Genomic DNA, 23322 nt, shown 5'->3' with positions numbered 1-23322 from the left:
TTAAAGCGATAGGACCTGACCTCTAATTTTAAAACGGATTTTTCCGCCCGGTCGAAGCTGGGCGATTTTCCCTATATCCTCTTTAGCAATTTTTCCGATTGTGGCATAGCCGCCGATCGTTTGGGCGTCGGCCATTAGGATGAGGGGCTGACCGCTGTTAGGAACTTGGATGGTCCCAAATTGAGTGGCTTCCGAGAGGATATCTCCTCCGTTTTTAAACCTTAGCTCAGGACCTTTTAGAAGGTATCCCATCCGGTCCCCGCTCCTCATCGTATACGGAGTTTGGAAAAATTCCTCTAAGCTTTCTGGTACAAACATCTCTATATGTGGACTAGGCCAGACACTAACCTCAACCTCGTTTAAATAATCTGGGATTTCACTTGGAATCAATCCTCGATGGAACCCAGCCCATTTCTCTTTATTTGCGTAAAGGACTCCATCCTTCTTAAGGGAACTCCCCAGAAGCCCTTTTGGATATACCGATGCGCTGCCAAGCAGTTCTTCTGAATGAAATCCACCTTCAGGAAACACATACGCGATACTTCCTTTATTTGGGCTAGTAAACTTTAATGTCTGTCCTTGATGTATCGAAAAGGTTTTCCAGAGCGGAACAGCTTTTCCGTCCACCTTGGGGCCTAGATCCGCTCCTGTGATGACGATTCGGTGATCTGACAAAACCTCAAATTCTTGCCCGCCTAAAAACACTTCCAGCGCCGGACTGCCGGCAGGATTCCCCAAAATGTAATTTCCTATCTCGTAAGCATAGGCGTCCATAGGTCCAGATACAGGAACGCCAAACCGCTGAAAGCCGAACCTTCCTTTATCCTGAATGGAGCCATAAACTCCTGCCTTTCGAACCTTCAATAAAGGAATCATGCAAGTGCTCCGATCGATTGGACAAGAACATTTTCCTGTTCTAAAGCTTTGCGAATCAGAGCGGTATGTTCAACCACATTTGCTCCATCCCCATGAAAACAAATCGTGTCTGCCTGCAAAGGAATCCAGCCTCCTGAAATACCCTTCACCCGCTTATGGAAAATAATCTCTTTCACCTGTTGCAAAATCTCATCATGGTTTTTCAAAACAGCATTTGGCAAAAGCCTTGAACAGAGCCGTCCGTCATCCGTATATTGCCGATCGGCAAACGCTTCGGAAGCTGTTTTCAAGCCTGCTTCTTTTCCAGCCTTCACAAGTTCACTATTGCACAGCCCAAATAAATAAGCATCCGGAACCGTATCATACACAGCTTCAGCGATGGCTTTTGCCACTGCCGGATTCTCAGCCGCCGTATTGTATAAGGCCCCATGAGGCTTTACATGCTGAATAGCCAACCCCTGAACCTGTGCAAACATTTTTAGTGCCCCAATTTGATAGACTAAGCAATTATAAATTTCCCGCGGTGTCATCTGCAGGTTTCTCCGGCCAAATCCTTGAAGGTCCGGATACCCGGGGTGGGCGCCAATCGCCACGCCGTTTTCCTTCGCTTTTCTAACCGTATCATTCATTACGTTAAAATCTCCTGCATGAAAGCCGCAGGCGATATTTGCAGATGTAATATGTTGAAAAAGATTCTGATCATCCCCAATGGTGTAGGCGCCGAAGCTTTCTCCCACATCGGCATTTATATCGATTCTCATCATAAAGCCCCTCCCTTCTAAAAATCCCCTTTTACTAATTCTCTTTGATAAACTCACAAATAGATTCAGGATGCTTTACTAATTGCGTTTGGATGGCACTAAATTCAGCTTGCGAGATGGCAACAAACCGAAGGGTGTCCCCCGTACGGATAAAAAACGGTTCCTCCCGGTCAGGCCGATAAATTTCAAGCGGTGTTTTTCCGATAATATTCCATCCGCCAGGACATTCAATTGGATAAATCCCCGTCTGGCTGCCACCAATGCCAACCGTCCCCTTTGGAACTTTTGCCCGCGGGTTCGGAAGCCTAGGTGTCGCTAATTTTGGATTTAGCTCTCCTAAATACGGAAATCCCGGTAAAAACCCTATCATATAGGTGGTATACACGGTTTGGGAGTGAAGCGTGATAATCTCACTGTTCCGCAATCCGGTATGCTCCATCACTCTTTCCATGTCCAGAGCAAACTCTTCATGATAACAAACAGGAATTTGCAGTTTTCTGGAGTTCCAATCAGGTTCCCCTTTTGATTGCTGTTCCCATTTTGCCAGTACCGATTGAATGAAGGGTTCTATTTTTTCCAAATCCTTCTTCAAGTAAACTGTTACCGTGTGGTAGCTTGGGACCACTTCTTCAATTAAAAAAGATTCTTTTTCCAACATGTGACAGAAGCTTTGCACCTGGTTAAAGATTTCTTTCCCGACCTGATTGCTGAAGGCAAAGCGAATGCTGCGTTCCCCCGTGATGTTTACTTTTGGAAAAATAACTTTTGTGCTACTCATGTTCTGCTAACACTTGAATGCAAGTGTAGATCCCCCGTTTTAAATCCTCATGCGACCAGCTTGGGATTTTTCCGTGTTGAATCGCTAGCTCATGGGAAGCAGGAATATGAATAAAACCGGAAGGCATTTTCTTGTTATGTGTTTTTGCATAATGCAGACTTTGATACATGACATGATTGCATAAATACGTTCCTGCCGTGTTAGAGATTTCAGCCGGCAGACCAGCTTCCTTCAATTGGTTAACCATGGCCCGAATCGGCAGGGTTGACATATACCCGTCCGCACCTTCAGGCTGAATCGCTTCATCAACAGGTGTGTTGCCGCTATTGTCTGGTTCTCCGTCATTGACATTGATAGCGATTCGTTCCGGTGTCATTTTAAAGCGGCCGCCCGCTAAGCCTAAGGAAATCACAGCGTCCGGCTTGATTGTTTCTAGGTGTTCCAACAGCTGTTTCCCTGCTTTCTTAAAATCTACCGATAAGATTTCACCCTGGATCTTGTAGCCGCCAATTTCCTGGCCGTTCAGTTCTTCCACAATTCGCATTGTTGGATTAATCGTAAAGGATAGAAACGGCTCAAAGCCTGTTAGTAAAAGTGTTTTCATTGGAAAAACCCTCCCCCTGGTTTTATTAAAAGTGTTTTTGTAAAAGATATCCGGCTATATCAGCGAATTTCCCCAAGATATCAGCGGATTGCTTTAATTTATCCGCGAATCTCCAAAAGATATCAGCGGATTTTTCAATATATCAGCGAATTTCCAAACATATCAGCGAATCGTTAAATGATTAGTTTCTTGCAAATACAATTGCAGTGACATTTACTTTACAATCGAATCGGCCTGTTCCGTTCCAAAGTGAAACCGTCTTGGTCGTCACGCTTGACCTCGATTGCAGCTTTTTGAAGAGCCTCCAAAATCGCTAAATCAAAGACTATGTGCGCTTCGACGCAGCTTTGAAGCACTTCACCGTATACAACTTCATCGGCTGCTTCAGAAATGATCTCGGCCGCAATCCACTCTGGGTACCTCGAGATTCCAATTGTTCTATAAGACGGTGCCACCGAAGCGGAGCGGTAAAAATGAATCCCCGGCGCCTCTTCAATTGGAAAAACATTTGGAAGCCACTGGTTTCCGTACTTTATAAAACGCCCCTGCCAATAACCATTCTCTTCCTCAATCCGCGTCCCACGAATCCGGATGCTGACCTGACCAACAATTTTATCTACATTATCTTCATGCAGAGTACGATACTCTCCGTTCGATAACCGAGCGATGCCGTAGATTTTCGCACTTGGCAAAAAGTAAGAAACCGGGAAACGCGGCGGACTGTTATAACCTGCAAATGGCTGCACCCACTCATGTGAAGGGATGCCGTGATCATCAATGATGACATCAGGAGCCCATCTCTTCAGCACTTCCGGATAAATATTGGCTTCTCCAAAAACTGTTTCATGGAAGCGAACCAAGGAATATTCCAACCCTACCGCGTTGTACCTGGCCGCATGATGCTTCCATTCCGGATGCTCTTCAGTCAGCTTGGTCAGCAATTCATATCCATCTGGGTTTGCCAATGGAAGGATCACCACGTTGACTTCCTTCAGCCAGTTTTCATATTCAGCCCCGGCACGATTCATAAACTGAAAGATCGCAGGTGTACTGGATACCTCATTCGAATGATGTCCTGCTTCTATGAACACAGTCTTTTTAAAAAGAGACATTTTCAAAGGAGAATAGAACTCTTCACCAGCATCCAAGAAACACTCGATCACCGGAATCGCCTTCCCTAGATAGGAGTAGTCCGGATAGACAATACGATATGGTGAGGGCGTGTTCAGCCACTGCTGGACATCAGGATGTATATGCTGGGTAGGTCTGTCAAAGTTCTTAATTTCAAGGGTTACGTCCACTTCCCCATTTGACATAACGGCTTCTGAGAACCTGCCATCATCCGTAAAGGAAATCGCTTTTGTCACCAGGTTTTCCAGCGGCTTATCTTCCCATTTGTACACGCGAATCTGAGCTTCCGGCTTTTCGCCGACTCTTACGTGCATAAATGGATGAACGCCCCCAGGTGCATCAAACGACTTGCCTTCCAGTTCTTCTCCCATATAGGCAAAGTAATCGAGCGTATTAAAATAAAGATCTTCGTGGAGAGCTTCCAGTGAAGAAATACGTTCCTCGTCCACCCCAAGCTTCTGTTCCTCTTCACTCATCCAGACATCGATTTCAATCCGGTCGAATAATGGACGGTTGCGGCCCTGGCCGGGATTGTACTTTGAAACTTCTTTCCTAAGCTTCGGCAGCACTTCTTCGACATAATAACAGTAAAAGCGTTCTCGGTCCGTTTGAATGAGATGTTCTTCTTTACGTCCTCCATCCCCATTAATGCGAACGGCACTTGAAACAGGATAAACGTAACGCTGATGATCCAGGTAAGGCAACTTGGATACAGGGACATCCAGACAGCCTGCAAGCTGCTTTTCCTCTTTCTCATTCCATATATGGACCTCATATGTATGGACAAGGTCCTTCACCAGCTTGAATTGGACACAATCTGCCTTCAGACCCAGCCTCTCTTCCAGGCAACGGTCCACAGGATACAGCTCCTGAATCCAGCGAATCGGAAGCTCGAGCCCCATCTCCCCTTGTTCCTCCCGCACATAAATATCCATTCTTGCAATCGTCTCCCCTGCAGTTTGCAAGGAAGGCAGAACCTCTTCCATAATCCAATGAAAACCAGGCTTAAAGGCAGAGCGAATGGATAGGGAGTGAATAGCTGGAAAAATTGCTATCCACTCAGCCATCAGACGGTTTCTGACATCTAATGGTTCCGATAAGAAAATCTCAACATTCGCTGCCTCAAGATTCTTGGATTCTTCTAATACCTTAAATGCCAAATCCACTTCCCGGTCGCCTGACCATACCGATTCAAACAAAAGCGGAGCTTCTTTTTTCTGGGATAATAGATGTTCCTGTTCCCAATAGCCAAATGCTCCTCCTTCACTCCAATGCTTAGCTTTCGCCAATTCATTCAGAGCGGCAGGCAGTGCTTCCTTCTTCCCAGTTAAGCGGAGTTGGTTTGAATCTAAAAGCTCAAGCACCGCTGAATCAGATCCCTCTTTTATATCAAACTGAAACCTGGCAGCCTTATTCCCCGTAATCGGAAAAACAATACTCGTAGAATACATGGCAGCTCTAGCTGCAAAATAACAAATTTCACGTAATACACTTGTTGTCACTAATGGTTTCTCAACTGATATATTTAAGTTTAGTAACTTCGAAGGAGAGGCTTCCTGATTTTTGCCAAACCCGGAAAAACTCCAAATATGGCTTAGGCTGTGGATATCAGAATAAACTTTAGGTTCTGATTCAGCCCCGGTTTGGCTCACCTCTTCCCAGCCCCAGTTCACCGCAACCAAGTCGGTACCTGCATATAAGTGGCCGTCTCTTAATTCAACAACCGGACTTTCCATCCCGGCTTCCGGCTTCATCGCTGCCAAAAACTGAAGGAACAATGACAATTCCGATTCATTTTTATAAGAAATAGTAATTTCTCCGTTTTCCCATCGTGCTTCTGTTTTTGAACTTGAACCAGCAAAACGGATATTCACAGCCTCATCACTTGGTTCAAAAAACGAAAATGATAGAGAAGTAGTTTCATATCCCAGACGGGCACTGAAATCGATTAAGCCAGCCGGTGCAAGCCCCTCCGGCAAATCGATAAAAACAGAAACTCCGTCCACCACACCATCGCCATTTTTATCCCGAAGAAGTCCTTCCTTCGTCCAAATCGCCAGGATATTATTCAAGATCATCACCTACATTTTCATATTCGGGTCAAATTTGTCACGTAGCCAGTCCCCAAGTAAATTGAATCCTAAAACAGTCAACATAATCGCGATCCCTGGGAAGGTTGCTGTCCACCAGGCTGTTGTGACATAGTTACGGCTATCAGCCAGCATGCCTCCCCATGATGGTACCGTCGGGTCAACGCCTAATCCTAAGAAAGTTAAGGAAGCTTCTAGTAAAATAAACTCCGCAATATACATCGTTCCCAGAACGAGAATGGATGACATGACATTCGGCAAAATATGCTTACGAATAATCCTGAACTGAGTGCCGCCAATCGCTTTTGCTGCCTGAATATATTCCTGCTCCTTCAGCGAAATAACCTGTCCTCTGATGAGACGGGCAAAACCGACCCAATACGTTAATCCTAGAATAAGGATAATTTTCCAAATCCCCGTTCCGAGGACACTCATGATGACAATCGCAAACAGGATAAACGGAAAGGCTAACTGAATATCGGCTACCCTCATGATTAAATCATCCATCCATTTTCCAAAGTAACCAGAAATCAGGCCAAGGATGGTTCCAATAATCATCGAAATCAATACGCCGAAAAAGCCGACCATTAATGAAATCTTCGCACCATAAATAATTCTGCTTAATAAATCCCGGCCCACCTGGTCAGCCCCGAGGAGAAACACGGATTTGCCAGTATCATCTGCCCAGGACGGCGGTGAAAGTCGTGAGGATAAACTTGCTTTACCCGGATCTAGTGGCGCAATCCATTGGGAAAAAAGAGCACAGCTTACACTTAAAAGGACTAGTAAAATTCCGATGAAGCCGGCCGGATTCTTTTTCACAAAACGCCAAAAGCTTTGAAGAAAGGTTCTTTTTTTCGGAAGAATGGCAACCTCCTCCTGAACCTGCTGTTGTAAGGTTGTCATGCTCGTCCACTCCCTCCGGTCTTAATTCTTGGATCAATCAATGAATAACTTAAGTCGACAATTAAATTCACTACCACCATGATGACAGCTAGGAAAATAACGCCGCCTTGAATAACGGGATAGTCACGCTGGTTAATGGCATCGATGATCAAACGGCCGATCCCAGGCCATGAGAAAATCGTTTCCACGATGACCGTTCCGCCGAGTAAGGAGCCAAATTGCAGACCAAGGAATGTGATGGTCGGCAGCAAGGCATTACGGAAAGCGTGCTTGATGATAACCGCCCAATCGCTAATTCCCTTTGACTTTGCTGTTGACACATATTGCTGATTCATGACCTCGAGCATGGAAGAGCGGACGAGTCTTGCCAATATACCGGACAAAATCATCCCCAATGTAATCGAAGGCAAAATCAGATGCTGCGGTCCTTCAAAGCCTGAGGAAGGCAGCCACTTCAAATTAACGGCAAATATCAAAATCAGCATGATTCCTAGCCAGAAGTTAGGAAAAGAAATACCAATCAAGGAAAAAATACGCCCGAAGAAATCGACAATGGAACCGCGCTTCACGGCTGAAATAATTCCGACCGGAAAGGCGATTAAGATGGAAACGATTGTTCCGCCGATGGCAAGCGCTAATGTGGCACCCGCTCTTTCCATAATTAAATCCATGACCGGCATATGGCTGCGGAAAGATTCGCCAAAGTCAAATGTTACAAGTCCTTTTAAAAAGATTAAATATTGCACATAAAGCGGCTGGTCGAGCCCGAGATTTCTTCTTACTTCTTCTATTGCTTCTTTCGTTGGTTCACCTGCGGAAAACATTACCGTCACCGGGTCCCCCGTCAGGCGGATAGAAAAGAAGATTAATAATGATATCGCAAATACAACTAAAACCGTATGAAGTAATCTTCGAATCACGTAAGCTATCATGTTATTCCTCCGTCCTCTTTGATAAAGAAAGAGATAGCATGAGGACCATACTATCTCTTTTTTAAGCCAATCAGAATTTGTATCCAACCATTAAACACATCGCGTTTAGCATCCCATAAGGAGGCCGGAGTGTTAAGCGGGCAGTATTTTTTTACTTAACTGATACTTCTTCCAAGCGCATACGGTCCTCGTGTGGCGGTTGGAAGTTTTGAACTCGCTTATTAACGGCATATAAATCTACTGCTTGGTACAGATTAAGCTCTGGAGCCAAATCATATAATACTTCTGTCAATTCTTTAAAGATTTTTTCACGTTCTTTTTGGTCAACAGTCGAACGTTCGGCAGCCAACAATTCTGCTACTTTTGCATCTTTAAAGGAAGGATTCCATTTCTGGCCTTCGCTGTACATTAGGTACGCAGTGTTATCAAAGTCAAGCGTCCATCCGCCCCAGCCTTGGCGGTACATATGACCAGCCTTGCCGTTTGGAATCAAATCGGAAATTAATGTTGTGCTATCTACGCTATTGATATTTAACTTTAAGCCAACTTCTTCTAAATAGAAGGAAACAGCCTGAGCAATTTCTTTAAATGTTGCATCGTTACCAGGAATGAACAGATCAATTTGTGTCCCTTCTTTCACTCCTGCTTCTTTTAACAATTTTTTAGCTTTTTCCGGATCATATTTATATGGCTTCAGATCTGGGTTGTTACCAAATGATAGCTCACTTTGGTATGTGCTGATTGATTTTCCATAGCCAGATAGGATGTCCTTAATAATGGCATCTTTATCCACAGCGTAGTTTATAGCCTGTCTGACCTGCTTGTTGTCAAACGGTTTTTTGGCTGTATCAAAACGCATGGAATAAACAGTTGGTGTACCTACATCTTTCAATTCAAGGAAACTTGATTCTTTAACAGTTTTCGACTGGGCCACTTCGACACGTTTCATGATATCGATTTTTCCAGTTTGAAGTTCTGCTAATCTTGTAGAAGATTCCGGAATGACTTTAAAGGTAACTTTATCTAACTTCGGTAATCCTTTTTTCCAATAATTCGGGTTCTTTTCCAACACGATTTCTTGGTCGCGCTTATAGCCTGTCATTTTGAATGGTCCTGTACCAACAGGGTTGTTGTTGAAGAACTCATCGCCTTTTTCCTGAACGTATTTAGGTGGTACAATAACCGCACCATAGCCCGCAAGTTTTGTTAAAAGAACAGGATCCTTAGATTTCAATTTAAGATTAACGGTATATTCGTCAACAATTTCTACATGATCAATCGAATTGTAGTTGGCATACTGAGGACCTTTTTGACCTTCTGGCCCTAATAAACGATCAAACGTAAATTTAACAGCGTCTGCATTAAACGGCTCGCCGTCATGGAATTGAACACCTTTACGCAATTTAAATTGGAGTGTGTTATCGTCCAGGTATTCCCAGCTTTCAGCTAGACCCGGTTGCAATTTTAAATCTAATGTACGGTCTACCAAACCTTCAAATACAGAAGTAGCGACTGTGCTCCAATCAAGCAAGAACGTATCAATTGGATCCCAGTTTTGAGGTTCTGCGGTAACACCAATAACAATTTCATTCCCGCGGTCTTTGACAGGATTCTCCTCTTTCCCTTTTTCAGAAGAGCCTGCACTTGATTTTTCGCTCTTGCCTGAAGAGCAAGCGGATAAAACAAGTGTGAAGCTTAGTAACAGCGCAAACAGTATTGACAATTTTTTCTTCATTCTTTTTCCCCCTTATGTTTGTTTCATTGCTATGGGTTTTCCATATGGATATGGATGGTTATAGCCTAATTTTTTGGAAATTTCAGCAGCTGCCTCCCAAAGCGGTCCAACAAAATGATCCGCCTTAGCCCTTGGCAAGCTGGTCGAAAAACTGGCAACGCTTAGTGCGTACTGGACAGCTCCGCTGCTATTAAAAATTGGTACGCCAATCGACGCGGTTCCTTCTTCTAGTTCCGAGTCGCTGTACGAATAGCCGCTTTCCCTTATTTGCTTGATTAAGAGAAGAACATCCTCTTTCGTTAGTGGCGTCTGGCTAGCATACTTCGTCATAGGCTTGTCCAAAATCTCTTGTATTTTTCCTTCAGGCAAATAGGCGAGAATAGCACGCGGGCATGCTCCCGCATATAACGGAGCGTGCCTTCCCACTTTTGTGTACAGCCGAACTGGCAGAGTACTTTCTACCTTTTCAATATACACACCTTCGTCCTGCTCACGGGTAATCAATTGGATAGCCTCATTGAACTGCTCTTGAAGCTTTTTCATATAAGGATAAGCAATCGGACGGATATCGAACCTTCCTGCTACCCGTTCTCCCATTTCAAGAAATTTTAATCCCAACCCGTAGCTTTCTCCGTCAATCACGAGCCCTTCCTGCTGGAAGGTCATCTTTTTTAAATAACCGAGTTCTACAAAAGTTCTTAGCAGACGCAAACAGGTTGGTTTAGGGACACCTGTAAAGGTAGAAATCTCATCCAGCTTCCAGTAAGGTTTCTGTTCCGTAAAAATATCAAGAAGCTGCAAAGCTTTTTTAACTGTTTTACTCATCGCGATTCACCTGTGGCAATCTGTTCCTTGGCGCCTTGATATAAATGGCAGGAAACGAGATGGTCCTCATGAACCGGCTGCAAGCTTGGTTGTTCAGTTTTACAAACATCTAAGCACTTAAAGCAGCGCGGATGAAAGGTACAGCCGCTTGGTGGATTGGAAGGACTTGGGACATCCCCCTGAAGAATAATCCGTTGCTTCTTCTGAAGCGGATGGGAACTTGGTAATGCCGAAAGAAGGGCTTCCGCATATGGATGAAGCGGAGTATCATACAAGCTGTTTTTATCCGCGACCTCCACCATTTTCCCGAGATACATAACACCAATTCGGTCACAAAAATGCTTCACGACGCTTAAGTCATGGGAGATAAAAATATACGTTAGTCCAAACTCTTTCTGTAAATCTCTCATTAGGTTAAGAACCTGTGACTGAATGGACACGTCAAGGGCCGAAACCGGCTCATCAGCAATAATCAGCTTTGGCTTTGAAATCAGTGCCCGGGCAATCCCGATCCGCTGACGCTGCCCTCCGGAAAATTCATGCGGGAATCTGGAAAGCTGTGCCTTCGTTAGGCCTACTTGTTCAGCCACTTCCAATACTCGTTTTTCTCGTTCATTTCTGTCGGTCACCCCGAAATTAATCAGAGGTTCCTCAATCGTCTCTTTGATTTTCATTCTTGGGTTCAACGAAGCAAACGGATCCTGAAAGATAATCTGAATATCTTTTCTCAGCTTTCGCATGTCGTTTTTTGAAAGCTCGGCAATATCTCTTCCCTGAAAAAGAATCTTCCCTTCCGTCGGTTCTAGTAATCTAAGAATCGTCCGTCCGGTCGTACTCTTCCCGCAGCCTGACTCACCGACGATTCCAAAGGTTTCCCCTTCAAATACATCGAACGAAACACCGTCTACGGCTTTGACTTGCTTTAGGGTCTTCTTGCCGAAAACCCCGCCCTTTATGGGGAAGTACTTCTTTAAGTCTTGAACTTGTAAAATTGGATTTTGTGTCACAGTACCGCCTCCGAATCACCATTTTCATAGAGCCAGCATTTTACTTTTGAACCGTTCACCTCGAATAATGGCGGTGTGTTCTTGCAGCGTTCGTGGGCAAAACTGCAGCGTGCGGCAAAGCGGCAGCCGGCCGGCATTTTCCCTGGTGCCGGTACCACACCCGGAATCGAAGATAGATATTCCTTTTCTTCATTCACATCCGGCAGGGAGGATAATAAGCCCTTCGTGTAAGGATGCCTTGGACGATCAAACAGTTCAACCACCTGTGCTTCTTCCACGATTTCTCCCGCATACATGACGATGACGCGGTCGCACATTTCAGCCACAACACCGAGATCGTGTGTGATTAGCACAATCGACATATTTAATTGTTCCTGCAGCTTTTTCATTAACTCAAGGATTTGCGCTTGAATCGTTACATCCAAAGCCGTTGTTGGTTCATCGGCAATCAGGATTTCAGGATTACACGATAAAGCGATGGCTATCATGACCCTCTGCCGCATCCCGCCGGATAGCTGGTAAGGATATTCATCAAGCACCTGCTCCGGTCTCGGAATTCCGACAAGCTTCAGCATTTCTAGCGCACGTTCTCTCGCCTGTTTCTTCGAAATGTTCTCATGGCTTAAAATCATCTCCATGATTTGCTTGCCAATTGTGTAAACCGGATTCAGGGAACTCATCGGCTCCTGAAAAATCATCGCGATTCTTTTCCCTCTGATTTTCCGCCAATCCTTCTTCTTGAAATCCTTAAAATGAAGGCTTTCCGTTTTGATATCGCCATCGAGCCACTCGACTCCTGGCGGCAGAAGCCCCATTAACGATAGCGACGTCATACTCTTCCCGCACCCGGATTCTCCTACGATTCCAAGAGTTTCACCTTTTTGCAGTGAGAAGCTAATTCCGTTCACAATCGCAATTTTATTCCCATCATCATTAATACCGACTTTTAACTTATCAATCTCTAACACTTTTTGAACCATTATGACACTCCTAACGGTTTCATTTTGTGAAATGCAATTTCATTTTATGATTTTTATAATATAAAATAATCGGAATATTTTCAATAGTAATTGATAAAAAATTATTCAAAAATGTCGAAATTATCAATAGATTGGTAATAATTGTCGGATTTTGACCTTTCCCCATTCTATTTACATGGGGGTCTTCCATTCAAATAGATGTTGAGAAATTAGCTAGTTTGTGGTTGGATTAAAATATCTGGGAGGGTTTTACATGAATGTGAAATTAAGATTAATCATGACGATGCTCATCTTTGGCAGCATCGGGGTGTTTGTTAAGAAGATTGATTTGAGTTCAAGTGAGATTGCTTTTTTACGCGGGGTGATTGGCAGTCTATTCCTGCTTTTAGCTAGTTTTCTAGTCAAGCACAAACCGTCTATGAAGGCGCTCAAAGAAAACGCGGTACTGCTCCTTTTATCAGGCGGGGCAATTGGTCTTAACTGGATTTTTTTATTTGAGTCTTATCGGTATACAACAATATCCAATGCCACAATCAGCTATTACTTTGCACCAATCTTTGTGATGATTTTAGCCCCTTGGATTCTGAAGGAAAAACTGACGGGTATGAAAGTCGGCTGTATTGTGATGGCCATGGTTGGCTTATTTCTAATCGTGCAAAATGGCGCTGGCTCGACAAACGGCTCACACAATCATGCTTTAGGGATTTTCTATGGCCTTTTGGCTGCCTCTCTATATGCCAGCGTGATTTTAATGAACAAATTTATTAAAAATCTATCTGGTTTTGAAATGACGTTAGTTCAATTAATGGCGGGAGCGCTGGTCCTGCTTCCTTACGTGTTATGGAAGGGGCAGCTTAGTTTCGCGGGATTAAACTCAAATTCTATCATTTATATATTAATACTGGGTATCGTTCATACCGGGTTGGCCTATTTCTTATATTTCACCTCTATCCAAAAACTTAAAGGGCAAACGATTGCGGTTCTTAGCTATATTGACCCGATTTCCGCGGTTATAATCGCGGCGGTTTTCTTAGGCGAAAGTATGACATGGGTCCAAATGATTGGCGGCGCCCTCGTATTGGGCTCGACATTTTTAAGCGAAAAACTAGAATTAAAAATCGAGAAAAACGGGCAGACTCCTACTACTTCTCCGTAATAGGAGTTTGTTTTTTCTAAATTGGAATTGGAGGTTTAACGAATGAGTTCGCCATGGTCTCCTGAGAGGGTTATCTCGAATGAAAAAGCGGTTATGATGATTGAAAAACAGTTTCCGCAGTTAAAACCTGTAAGTATACAGGTATTTGGTGAAGGATTTGACAATTCCGTCTTTCTCGTCAATGAGCAATTTGTGTTTCGATTTCCTAGGCGTGAAATAGCAGTAAATTTACTTAGAGTTGAGAACCGGCTGCTTCCGGTCGCGGCCCCTTTACTGCCAATCCCAGTACCGGATCCGATTTTTCAAGGCAATCAAGAAGAAGGTTATCCGTGGCCTTTTGCCGGGTACAAACTGTTAAGCGGAAAGCCCCTGTCCTGCTTAACTCCTGAACAGCGGATGCTGTCAGTAGAACCATTAGCTAAATTTTTAAAAACACTGCACGCTTTTCCGATAAACGAAGCGGAAAAGCTCGGCGTTCCTTATGATGAGCTTGGTCGGACTGATATTTTTAAAAGGAAGCCTATGCTGGAAGCGAACATCGAAAAAGCAAAGGAACTAGGTTTAATTGGAGAACAAGAACAGGAGCGTCTTCATTTATTTCTTTCGACGGTTTGGAAACCTTTTGAGGATGATAGTAAAACATTAGTACATGGTGATTTTCATATTCGAAATATGCTGGTCGATGACAGCGGCAGAGTGTCAGCGGTGATTGACTGGGGAGATGCCCATATTGGAAGCCCGGCGATTGATTTATCGATTGTGTACAGTTTTATTCCGGCAGAAGGCAGAGATTACTTTTTTCAGTTATATGGTAATGTTACGCCTGAAATAAAAATGATCGCTCGCTTTAGGGCGGTCTACTCGCTAATCATGCTGCTTTTGTATGGGGATAGTCAGAAGGATGAACGGTTAGTTAACGAAGGCCGGACTGCATTGGGTTTGGCACTTGACAATTAATCATAACTTTAACGCTTAGAGTGATAAATTCTCTAGGCGTTTTTTTTTATCCAGGGAAAATTCAAAAAGTTCTTGATTTATTAAATAAAGCATATTAATATTTTTAAATAAGTAATCCTATAGTTATTATCGGAATTTATTTTCAGCATCTTAAAATGGGCTGACTTTAGAGGAATTGGATAAGTGTCCTCCGCTTCCTCATTGCATATATTTATTAAAAGCTAATACCGGTTCGTAACATTCCTGTCCCAGCAATCCATTTAGGGATTTATTTTTAGCAGTGAATGTTGACTGAAATACTCAACATTAAGGAGAGGAATTACATGAAGGTATCCAGTAAAGGTGAATATGCCTTAAGGGCCTTGCTCCTGCTTGGAGGTCATCAAGGCAATGTCCTCGGCATCCAGGAAATTGCCGACAAGACCCTGGTAACCACTAATTACCTTGAACAAATCCTGCTTCAATTAAAAAAACTAGGCTATGTAACTAGTAAACGAGGGGCAAAAGGCGGCTATATGCTGCTAAAAGAGCCCCAGGAAATCAATATCGGAGAAATCATCCGAGAATTAGAGGGGCCTCTATCTCCAATGGCATGTGCATCCATTACGAAGTATGAACCATGTCCATTAGAGGAGGGCTGTCAGTTAAAGCCGCTATGGTCCTTAGTCAGAGATACGATTGCCTATGTCCTTGACCGGACGACACTTGAAGATTTGTTAGAAAACAAAATAAGTCTATTAAAAGGAGAGGATTTAGTTGTCATCAAAAATACACCTTAATCAGCAAGTGCTGGAAAAACTCGAAAGTTTGTTAGAAGGATTAGAATTTGGAACCGTTCAAATCACCGTTCACGATTCACAAATCACGCAAATCGACCGGTTAGAAAGACACCGGCTGCCACTTCAGAAAAAGACCACCCAAGTAGCGAACAACAGGAAAAACGAAAGATGAATAGCTGCCGATCGGACCGCCGAAGGCCCTTTAGTTAGATGTACATGACGATGTACATGCAAATACTAATGGGCTTTTTTTGTTGAAAAAAAGCCCCGACAATACAAAAAAAAGGGGAGTTAAAAATGCTCAAAAAAATCTTAATAACGTTAATTTCACTTATGTTTCTTGTAGGGGCGGCCGGTTGCTCGAGCCAAACTTCTACTGAATCGGCAAAAAAAGAACCTGCTGCAAAGGAAACGAACAAGAAACCGATTGAATTATTAAATGTATCCTATGATCCAACCCGTGAACTTTACGAGGAATATAACAAAAGCTTTGCTGCCTATTGGGAGAAGAAAACCGGTCAAAAAGTGACGATTAACCAATCTCATGGCGGTTCCGGCAAGCAGTCCCGCTCTGTCATAGACGGTTTGGAGGCCGATGTCGTGACGCTGGCCCTTGCTTATGATATAGATGCAATTGCAGGAGCAGGCAAGCTTGCGGAGAACTGGCAGGAGCGGCTGGCTGACAACAGTTCACCGTACACATCAACGATTGTCTTCCTGGTGCGGAAAGGGAATCCAAAAGGAATCAAGGACTGGGATGACTTGGTAAAAAAAGATGTATCCGTCATTACTCCGAATCCAAAAACCTCCGGCGGTGCACGTTGGAATTACTTGGCGGCTTGGGGCTATGCACTCGAGCAGAATAACGGAGATGAACAAAAAGCAAAAGATTTTGTAGCAAAGCTCTTTAAAAATGTACCGGTATTGGACTCCGGAGCCCGCGGCTCGACGACTACCTTCGTGGAAAGAGGAATCGGCGATGTATTGATTGCATGGGAAAACGAGGCTTATCTTGCACTTAAGGAATTTGGCGAAGACAAATTTGAAGTAGTCAATCCATCTGTCAGCATTTTGGCTGAACCTCCTGTTTCCGTTGTCGATACAGTAGCGAAAAAGCATGGGACCGAAGAAGTGGCAAAAGCTTATCTTGACTATTTATATACAGTTGAAGGACAGGAAATTGCCGCGAAGAATTTTTACCGCCCGCGCAATAAAGACGTAGCTGAAAAATATGCCAGCCAATTCCCTGATATCAAACTATTTACGATAGATGAAGTTTTTGGCGGCTGGAAGAAAGCGCAAAAGACACACTTTGATGATGGGGGCATCTTCGACCAAATCTATAAACCGTAATGAATGGAGGCTTTCACGTGGTTAAACAATCCAAACGCCGCCGGGTACTCCCGGGGTTCGGACTTTCAATGGGGTATACGGTCATTTATCTCAGTCTGATTGTCCTAATCCCGATTGCGGTTTTATTTTTAAAAGCAACTACCATAAGCTTGGCCGAATTTTGGGAGACTATAACGGATGAGAGAGTCGTAGCTTCCTATAAACTGACCTTCTATACCTCCTTCGTTGCTGCAATGGTTAATGTTCTATTTGGAACGCTTATTGCCTGGGTATTAGTAAGATATGACTTCGTCGGGAAGCGATTCGTTGATGCGCTTGTCGACCTGCCGTTTGCCCTGCCCACTGCAGTGGCCGGTATCGCACTTACCGCCATCTATGCTCCGAATGGGTGGATTGGTCAATATTTCGAAGCTGCCGGAGTGAAGATTGCCTATACACAGTATGGCATCATGATTGCGTTGACGTTTATCGGGCTCCCCTTTGTGGTCCGGTCTGTCCAGCCTGTCTTGCAGGAGTTGGATCAACAGTACGAAGAAGCAGCCGCTACACTTGGTGCCAATTCGGCCCAGATTTTTTTCAAAATTATTTTTCCAGCCATTTTCCCCGCCGTGCTAACTGGCTTTGGCCTCGCCTTTGCAAGGGCCTTGGGGGAATATGGTTCGGTTGTGTTCATTTCCGGCAACATGCCGATGAAAACGGAAATTGTTCCCCTGCTCATCATTACAAAATTGGAGCAATACAACTACGGGGGTGCCGCCGCCATTGCCGCCGTCATGCTCGTCATCTCTTTCCTTCTATTATTCTTGATTAATTTTTGGCAATGGAGAACGGCAAGGAAACATCAAGTGACCTAGAGGAGTTTGAAAAATATGATTGCTAGAGAACATGTCCATCTAAAAAGTCCAGGAGCCAGCCGTTTTGCCCTGGCTCCGATAAAAAAATGGCTGCTGATTGGAACGGCCCTGGGATTCTTAGGAATTTTTATCCTCATCCCCCTCATCGCGGTTTTTACTGAGGCTTTGAAAAAAGGAATCGAGTTATACTTTGCGGCCATCACGGAGCCTGATGCTCTTTCGGCGATTAAGCTTACGCTCATTACCGCGGCTATTGCCGTTCCCTTGAATACCATCTTCGGCGTCATTGCCGCTTGGGGAATCGCGAAATTTAATTTTAAGGGGAAGAATATCCTGATTACCCTGATTGATATTCCTTTTGCTGTTTCCCCTGTCATTGCAGGTCTCGTGTTTGTGTTGTTGTATGGTTCAAATGGGGTGTTAGGGCCCTTTATGGAAGCGAATAATTTAAAAATCATATTCAGTGTACCGGGGATTGTTCTTGCCACTACTTTTGTCACCTTTCCGTTTGTAGTTCGCGAGTTAATCCCAATTATGCAGGAACAGGGCACGGAGGAGGAGCAGGCAGCGATTACGCTCGGTGCAAGCGGCTGGCAAATGTTTTTTCGAGTGACTCTACCGAATATTAAATGGGGATTGCTTTATGGAGTCATTCTTTGTAATGCCCGGGCGATGGGTGAGTTTGGCGCCGTTTCGGTTGTGTCCGGTCACATCAGAGGGCTTACCAATACCCTCCCTCTTCATGTTGAAATTTTGTATAACGAATACAACTTTACCGCCTCCTTTGCCGTCGCTTCCCTGCTGGCACTGCTTGCCCTGCTTACGTTAGTTTTTAAAAGTTTTTTGGAATGGAAAACAAAGAAATAGTGGAGAGGGAGATTTTCGAAATGGGGATTACAATCACTGGCGTTACGAAAAAATTTGGTGCTTACCCGGCGGTTAAAGATATCAATCTAGAAATACCAACCGGGGATTTTGTGGCATTACTTGGTCCATCTGGTTCTGGGAAGACCACCCTTCTTAGACTGATTGCAGGACTGGAGGGACTCGATACAGGTTCGATCATTTTCAACGGTGTTGATTTCTCTTTCAAAAACGTGAAAGAACGCAAAGTTGGTTTTGTATTTCAGCATTATGCTTTGTTTAAACATATGACAATTTTTGAAAATGTGGCCTTTGGATTGAAGGTAAGGCCGCGCAAATTACGTCCTTCCAGGAGTGAAATCAAGGATAAAGTACTGGAGTTATTAAGGCTGGTACAGCTTGAGCACCTTGCCGACCGGTATCCTTCCCAGCTTTCAGGTGGGCAGAGGCAAAGGATTGCGCTAGCACGGGCGCTTGCCGTGGAACCTGAGGTGCTTCTTCTCGACGAACCATTCGGAGCGTTGGATGCAAAGGTTCGGCAGGAGCTGCGCCATTGGTTACGGGAAATCCATCGAAAGCTTAATATTACGACTGTTTTTGTGACGCATGATCAGGAAGAAGCACTTGAAATGGCAGATACTGTAGTGGTGATGAATCATGGAAAAATTGAACAAATTGGTTCACCTGCGGAAGTTTATGAAAGACCTGCAAATGCTTTTGTTTATAGCTTTTTGGGTCGGGTGAACGAATTCCGTGGGGCTGCTTTGTATAATGATGTTGCAATTGCGAGGGATTCGGCGGTTGAAGCAGTCGGATATATCCGCCCCCATGAGATTGGGCTGAGCAGGTTTTCCAATGGGGTTGGCATACCAGCGGAAGCCTCACATGTCAATGCGGTTGGATCTACTGTTCGGGTTGTTCTGAAACGACTTGATACGGAAGATTATTTCGAAGCTGAATTGACGAGTGGCAATTTTCGGGAACTTGGTCCGTTTCATAAAGGTGATATTCTTTATGCTGATTTTACAAATATCGTCGTGTTTGAGGCAATAACGGATTCTGAGCATTCCAAGGAAAGGGAGAAAGTAACTGTTGGGGCTTTTTCGGCGTTTACCTAGGTTCTAATTCAAATTTATATGGAGACCGGTCGCCAATAATTCCCATTGGTGACCGGAGCTCTTGATTTTTCCGCCGTTCGAGCGCCAATAGCCTCTATTGGTGACTGAAACTCTTGATTTTTACACTGTCCGGGCGCCAATAGCCTCTATTGGTGACCGAAACTCTTGATTTTTACACTGTCCGGGCGTCAAATGCCTCTATTGGTGACCGAAACTCTTGATTTTTACACTGTCCGGGCGTCAATAGCCTCTATTGGTGACCGAAACTCTTGACTTTTACACTGTCCGGGCGCCAATAGCCTCTATTGGTGACCGAAACTCTTGATTTTTACACTGTCCGGGCGCCAATAGCCTCTATTGGTGACCGAAACTCTTGATTTTTACACTGACCGGGTACCAATAGCCTCTATTGGTGACCGAAACTCTTGATTTTTCAGCTGTCCGGGCGCCCATAAAGGTTATTAAATCATCAATATCTCCCGAATATCATCTTCCGTAAGAGTCCCCATCTCCTTCTCATCCGAATCAATAATTTCCTCAATTAAAAGCCTCTTTTTGTCTTGCAGTTCATTAATCTTTTCCTCGATGGTGCCACGAGAAACAAGCTTGATAACCTGAACCTCATTTTGCTGGCCCATCCGGTGGGCACGGTCCGCGGCTTGTTCCTCAACAGCAGGATTCCACCAAGTGTCATATAAAATAACGGTATCTGCCCCCATCAGATTAAGGCCGGTTCCCCCTGCTTTCAAGGAAATTAGGAAAAGGTCGCGTTCACCGTGATTAAACCGTTCGCAAATTTCCACCCGCTCTTCAGATGGAGTCTGCCCATCAAGGTAAAAGTATGGCTGTCCTTTTGCCGTTAACCGCCGTCCAATCAACGCCAGCATTTTCGTAAACTGTGAAAAAATTAACACCCGTCTCCCAGAAAGCCGTGATTCCTCTAATATTTCCATGAGCTGTTCAAATTTTGCCGACCCGCCTTGATAGCCGTCTACGAACAAGCCCGGATGACAGCAAATCTGCCGCAGGCGTGTCAACCCTGCTAAAATCTTGATACGATTTTTTCGAATCGTGTCTTTGTCCAGATGCTTTAATGTATCATGCCGAAGCTTGGCCAAATAAGCTGCGTACAACCTCTTTTGTTCGGGCAGCAGTTCAACTGATTCAAGCGATTCGATTTTTCCAGGCAGTTCGGATAAGACATCCTCCTTCATCCTGCGCAGCAAGAATGGCCGGATTCTGCAAGCGATTTGTTTTCGGGTCAGCTGGCTGAATTCCTTTAGCCCAAGGAAAAGCTCCGGAAAGACGACATGAAAAATCGACCACAGCTCTTCCGATGAGTTCTCAACTGGTGTGCCTGTCAGCGCAAAACGATGTTGGGCCTGCAGCTTTTTTACCGCCCGCGCTGTTTGCGTCAACGGATTTTTAAAGGCCTGGGCCTCGTCAAAAAACACGGTATGAAAGGTTTGTTTTTCAAACCAAAGGATGTCCTTACGGAGCAAAGGGTAGGAAGTGACAATGACATCGACATCGGAAAGATCCTGAAGCTGCTTGTTTCGCTCCTCCTTCGAACCATCAATGACCACCGCCCTAAGCTGGGATGTCCCGGTAAATTTCCTAAACTCACTAAGCCAGTTATAGGTTAGAGAGGATGGACAGACAACGAGGACTGGCTGCTTTTGTCCGCGAATTTCCGGTAGCACCGACACAATAAACGCTATGCTTTGAATCGTCTTTCCCAGTCCCATATCATCGGCCAAGATCCCCCCAAAGCCAAAGTGAGCGAGTGTTTTCATCCATTTAAAGCCGTGCTTTTGGTAATCTTTAAGGAAGGAAGCCAAGCTAGTCGGCACCTCGAAGTCCAAGCTGCCCGGGTTTCGGAGCTGTTCCATAAACTGGCGGAAGGATTCCTCTAGCTTGAAGGTGTCGCTCACCTCCACCGTATCCAGCAGCTGCAGACACTGTTCGATAGGCAAGGCCAGTCCATTTTTCAAGTCACCGGCTTTCATAAGTGGTGAATGAAGAAACTGCTGAATCTCCTCGAATTCCCTTGTTTGCAAGGATAGCAGAGAGCCATTCGGCAATCTATAATACTTCCGTTTTTCCTCTAGCGCCTCCAAGACATCGCGAATCTGATTGTCGGAAATACCGTCCATTTCAAACTTGAATTCCAACCAATTGGTCCGCTCCTTCTTTACCTTCACCCTGATTTTCGGAAAAACATTTTCTCGAAAAATTCGACTGCGGACAGCCGTGGTCGCATAAATTTGGGCGAGCTTTTGCAGCCGAGGTACGACATGGACTAGAAATTCGTACTCAAGATCCTCATTATGCAAAAAATAACCGCCATCCGTCTTGGCGAATGAGCTGTCCTCCATGATTTGCAAGATTTCCGCTTCCTTCTCGACATCCCTTACAATCATCGAGCCTGCCGGAAGTTCCCTTCCCTCAAGCGGATTGATCATCATATGTTCATAGTGAAACTCGATTCCTGCAAGGAGTCGGTTTTTCACCCGATCCAAGTAGAGCTTGGCCTTCAACGGTGTTTTCATCCAGGTTTTTGTGATGGAACCGGCAATCTGCACCTGTCCCAGCTCTTTCAATCCCGGGGCAACTTTTTCAAGAAAAAACGGAATTTGTTCGTGCGGGATAGGGATTTTGTTAGTCCTGGAACCATGGAGCATTCGCTTTAGTTCCAATAACCTCTGGAAATCCTGATTCTTCAATTGTGTTATTTTCCCCTCGTAAAGAACGGAGCTATAGGTTTCCAGAATTAGTATTTGATCGAATCCTTCAACCACCAGTAGATTTTCCGTAAAAGCAAACTGTAATGGCAGCGAACCTTCTGACAGCTGGAGTTCTTCATAGGTTTGGCCATCGTACTGTATTTTGACCCGGGGAGCCTTTATAAGTAGTGGCAGGAGCCGGTCCCATAAGGATGTCGAAATCGGCAGGATTGGCGGATCCAAAGTTTCCTTTCCATATGCCTGTTCATCTCGAACCATGTTAATCAGCTGCTGAATAACGGCATCGGTTTCTTTTTGAAAGCAATGAAGGCTTGGGTCGTAGGTAAAGGACTCCGAAACAATAAATGGATTTCCATTGCTGACCTTGTCCAAAAACTCTCTGATTTTCTGCACCTTGTTCTCTTCCACGTCCATCTCAATGCCGAGTATAAGCCGGCCTTCGCCTGCCGCGACTGGTTTACAGGTAAACCCGGCATCAAGCACGGTTCTTTTTTCAAAATAATTCTGGTGGCCGCTGGACGGGACAGGCTTATGATCGAAAATGGTCAGCAGGCCGGTGGTCAGTTCCTGATTTGGTGTGGTTCCTTGCTGCTGATGGTCGTAAATCGCCAATAAAACAGCCGCAATATGCTGGCAATCCTTTTGAAAAGAAGCGAGCTTCGGGCAGCTGCAACTAGTGCGGAACTCACCTTCTGCTTCACTCACAACGGTCACATGGAAATCCCCGTCAACCATTGCTTGGCAGCGATCCAGACCATATTCGGTGAAGGTCACTTTATTTGTCCGATAAAAATAATCCCCTCTTTTGAAGGAGACCGCGCCACACATATCTGAGATGATTTTATAAGTTAGCTCTATGTTCATTTTGA

Annotated in this window: 20 protein-coding genes; 8 read left to right on the top strand and 12 right to left on the bottom strand. The window is 44.5% G+C overall.

The annotated features are described in order from the left end of the window. The 11 genes from QNN06_RS05825 to QNN06_RS05775 form a co-directional block, all read right to left on the bottom strand. Window positions 1-876, bottom strand: a complete 876-nt coding sequence (locus QNN06_RS05825) for a 5-oxoprolinase subunit C family protein (RefSeq protein WP_284037224.1) — start codon at window positions 874-876, stop codon at window positions 1-3. Continuing rightward, window positions 873-1640 carry a LamB/YcsF family protein gene (locus QNN06_RS05820; RefSeq protein WP_213118363.1) on the bottom strand — a complete coding sequence of 256 codons (768 nt, stop codon included), beginning with the start codon at window positions 1638-1640 and terminating at the stop codon, window positions 873-875. Before QNN06_RS05820 ends, QNN06_RS05825 begins: the two co-directional genes overlap by 4 nt. 31 nt (window positions 1641-1671) lie before the next feature. Continuing rightward, a complete protein-coding gene (gene pxpB / locus QNN06_RS05815) occupies window positions 1672-2415 on the bottom strand; it encodes a 5-oxoprolinase subunit PxpB (RefSeq protein WP_213118364.1) in 744 nt (247 codons plus the stop codon). Further along, entirely contained in the window at window positions 2408-3019 is a 612-nt protein-coding gene (pcp, locus tag QNN06_RS05810; RefSeq protein ID WP_213118365.1) for a pyroglutamyl-peptidase I, read from the bottom strand. Before pcp ends, pxpB begins: the two co-directional genes overlap by 8 nt. A gap of 218 nt (window positions 3020-3237) precedes the next feature. Next, the gene (locus QNN06_RS05805; protein ID WP_213118366.1) at window positions 3238-6222 is read right to left on the bottom strand and encodes a M14 family metallopeptidase; all 2985 of its coding nucleotides are present in this window, start codon (window positions 6220-6222) and stop codon (window positions 3238-3240) included. 9 nt (window positions 6223-6231) lie between these two features. Further along, window positions 6232-7146, bottom strand: coding sequence for an ABC transporter permease (locus tag QNN06_RS05800; protein ID WP_213118367.1), 915 nt, complete (start codon window positions 7144-7146; stop codon window positions 6232-6234). Further along, window positions 7143-8078 carry a nickel ABC transporter permease gene (nikB, locus tag QNN06_RS05795; RefSeq protein ID WP_213118368.1) on the bottom strand — a complete coding sequence of 312 codons (936 nt, stop codon included), beginning with the start codon at window positions 8076-8078 and terminating at the stop codon, window positions 7143-7145. Before nikB ends, QNN06_RS05800 begins: the two co-directional genes overlap by 4 nt. Before the next feature lie 151 nt (window positions 8079-8229). After that, the gene (locus tag QNN06_RS05790) at window positions 8230-9813 is read right to left on the bottom strand and encodes an ABC transporter substrate-binding protein (protein WP_213118369.1); all 1584 of its coding nucleotides are present in this window, start codon (window positions 9811-9813) and stop codon (window positions 8230-8232) included. Window positions 9814-9825: 12 nt separating this feature from the next. Continuing rightward, window positions 9826-10638 (bottom strand): IclR family transcriptional regulator, encoded by an 813-nt coding sequence (locus QNN06_RS05785; protein WP_217035077.1) that lies wholly within the window; start codon window positions 10636-10638, stop codon window positions 9826-9828. After that, entirely contained in the window at window positions 10635-11645 is a 1011-nt protein-coding gene (locus QNN06_RS05780) for an ABC transporter ATP-binding protein (protein WP_217035075.1), read from the bottom strand. The genes QNN06_RS05785 and QNN06_RS05780 overlap by 4 nt, the downstream gene beginning before the upstream one ends. Beyond that, window positions 11642-12625, bottom strand: a complete 984-nt coding sequence (locus QNN06_RS05775; protein WP_213118372.1) for an ABC transporter ATP-binding protein — start codon at window positions 12623-12625, stop codon at window positions 11642-11644. Before QNN06_RS05775 ends, QNN06_RS05780 begins: the two co-directional genes overlap by 4 nt. A 253-nt stretch (window positions 12626-12878) precedes the next feature. Between QNN06_RS05775 and QNN06_RS05770 the strand changes: the two genes are divergently transcribed. The 8 genes from QNN06_RS05770 (at window position 12879) to QNN06_RS05735 (ending at window position 19706) form a co-directional block, all read left to right on the top strand. Further along, window positions 12879-13781, top strand: coding sequence for a DMT family transporter (locus tag QNN06_RS05770; protein WP_217035073.1), 903 nt, complete (start codon window positions 12879-12881; stop codon window positions 13779-13781). Between the two features lie 42 nt (window positions 13782-13823). Further along, the gene (locus QNN06_RS05765) at window positions 13824-14738 is read left to right on the top strand and encodes a phosphotransferase (protein WP_213118374.1); all 915 of its coding nucleotides are present in this window, start codon (window positions 13824-13826) and stop codon (window positions 14736-14738) included. 323 nt (window positions 14739-15061) lie between these two features. Continuing rightward, window positions 15062-15517: an RrF2 family transcriptional regulator gene (locus QNN06_RS05760; protein WP_213118375.1), complete on the top strand. Its 456-nt coding sequence runs from the start codon at window positions 15062-15064 to the stop codon at window positions 15515-15517. Further along, window positions 15495-15689: a YezD family protein gene (locus QNN06_RS05755; RefSeq protein ID WP_213118376.1), complete on the top strand. Its 195-nt coding sequence runs from the start codon at window positions 15495-15497 to the stop codon at window positions 15687-15689. The genes QNN06_RS05760 and QNN06_RS05755 overlap by 23 nt, the downstream gene beginning before the upstream one ends. A 125-nt stretch (window positions 15690-15814) precedes the next feature. Beyond that, window positions 15815-16870 (top strand): sulfate ABC transporter substrate-binding protein, encoded by a 1056-nt coding sequence (locus QNN06_RS05750; protein WP_213118377.1) that lies wholly within the window; start codon window positions 15815-15817, stop codon window positions 16868-16870. A 17-nt stretch (window positions 16871-16887) separates the two neighbouring features. Next, window positions 16888-17724 carry a sulfate ABC transporter permease subunit CysT gene (gene cysT / locus QNN06_RS05745; RefSeq protein ID WP_372447606.1) on the top strand — a complete coding sequence of 279 codons (837 nt, stop codon included), beginning with the start codon at window positions 16888-16890 and terminating at the stop codon, window positions 17722-17724. 15 nt (window positions 17725-17739) lie between these two features. Beyond that, window positions 17740-18591 (top strand): sulfate ABC transporter permease subunit CysW, encoded by an 852-nt coding sequence (gene cysW, locus QNN06_RS05740; RefSeq protein WP_284037223.1) that lies wholly within the window; start codon window positions 17740-17742, stop codon window positions 18589-18591. Between the two features lie 20 nt (window positions 18592-18611). Then, window positions 18612-19706, top strand: a complete 1095-nt coding sequence (locus QNN06_RS05735) for a sulfate/molybdate ABC transporter ATP-binding protein (RefSeq protein ID WP_213118380.1) — start codon at window positions 18612-18614, stop codon at window positions 19704-19706. A 461-nt stretch (window positions 19707-20167) separates the two neighbouring features. Here QNN06_RS05735 and QNN06_RS05730 read toward each other — a convergent pair whose 3' ends face one another. Continuing rightward, a complete protein-coding gene (locus QNN06_RS05730) occupies window positions 20168-23317 on the bottom strand; it encodes a DEAD/DEAH box helicase (protein ID WP_284037222.1) in 3150 nt (1049 codons plus the stop codon). Window positions 23318-23322: the final 5 nt, after the last annotated feature.

This window comes from Neobacillus sp. 114 (assembly GCF_030127045.1).
Classification (GTDB): domain Bacteria; phylum Bacillota; class Bacilli; order Bacillales; family Cytobacillaceae; genus Neobacillus; species Neobacillus rhizophilus.
This window is presented reverse-complemented; position numbering and strand designations above follow the sequence as displayed.

Coding starts and splice junctions, on each gene's coding strand:
- cysW (WP_284037223.1), top strand. CDS start 17,740: ATGATTGCTAGAGAACATGTCCATCTAAAAAGTCCAGGAGCCAGCCGT.
- QNN06_RS05750 (WP_213118377.1), top strand. CDS start 15,815: ATGCTCAAAAAAATCTTAATAACGTTAATTTCACTTATGTTTCTTGTA.
- QNN06_RS05785 (WP_217035077.1), bottom strand. CDS start 10,638: ATGAGTAAAACAGTTAAAAAAGCTTTGCAGCTTCTTGATATTTTTACG.
- QNN06_RS05825 (WP_284037224.1), bottom strand. CDS start 876: ATGATTCCTTTATTGAAGGTTCGAAAGGCAGGAGTTTATGGCTCCATT.
- QNN06_RS05730 (WP_284037222.1), bottom strand. CDS start 23,317: ATGAACATAGAGCTAACTTATAAAATCATCTCAGATATGTGTGGCGCG.
- QNN06_RS05765 (WP_213118374.1), top strand. CDS start 13,824: ATGAGTTCGCCATGGTCTCCTGAGAGGGTTATCTCGAATGAAAAAGCG.
- QNN06_RS05770 (WP_217035073.1), top strand. CDS start 12,879: ATGAATGTGAAATTAAGATTAATCATGACGATGCTCATCTTTGGCAGC.
- QNN06_RS05735 (WP_213118380.1), top strand. CDS start 18,612: ATGGGGATTACAATCACTGGCGTTACGAAAAAATTTGGTGCTTACCCG.
- QNN06_RS05790 (WP_213118369.1), bottom strand. CDS start 9,813: ATGAAGAAAAAATTGTCAATACTGTTTGCGCTGTTACTAAGCTTCACA.
- QNN06_RS05775 (WP_213118372.1), bottom strand. CDS start 12,625: ATGGTTCAAAAAGTGTTAGAGATTGATAAGTTAAAAGTCGGTATTAAT.
- pxpB (WP_213118364.1), bottom strand. CDS start 2,415: ATGAGTAGCACAAAAGTTATTTTTCCAAAAGTAAACATCACGGGGGAA.
- QNN06_RS05820 (WP_213118363.1), bottom strand. CDS start 1,640: ATGATGAGAATCGATATAAATGCCGATGTGGGAGAAAGCTTCGGCGCC.
- pcp (WP_213118365.1), bottom strand. CDS start 3,019: ATGAAAACACTTTTACTAACAGGCTTTGAGCCGTTTCTATCCTTTACG.
- QNN06_RS05800 (WP_213118367.1), bottom strand. CDS start 7,146: ATGACAACCTTACAACAGCAGGTTCAGGAGGAGGTTGCCATTCTTCCG.
- QNN06_RS05760 (WP_213118375.1), top strand. CDS start 15,062: ATGAAGGTATCCAGTAAAGGTGAATATGCCTTAAGGGCCTTGCTCCTG.
- nikB (WP_213118368.1), bottom strand. CDS start 8,078: ATGATAGCTTACGTGATTCGAAGATTACTTCATACGGTTTTAGTTGTA.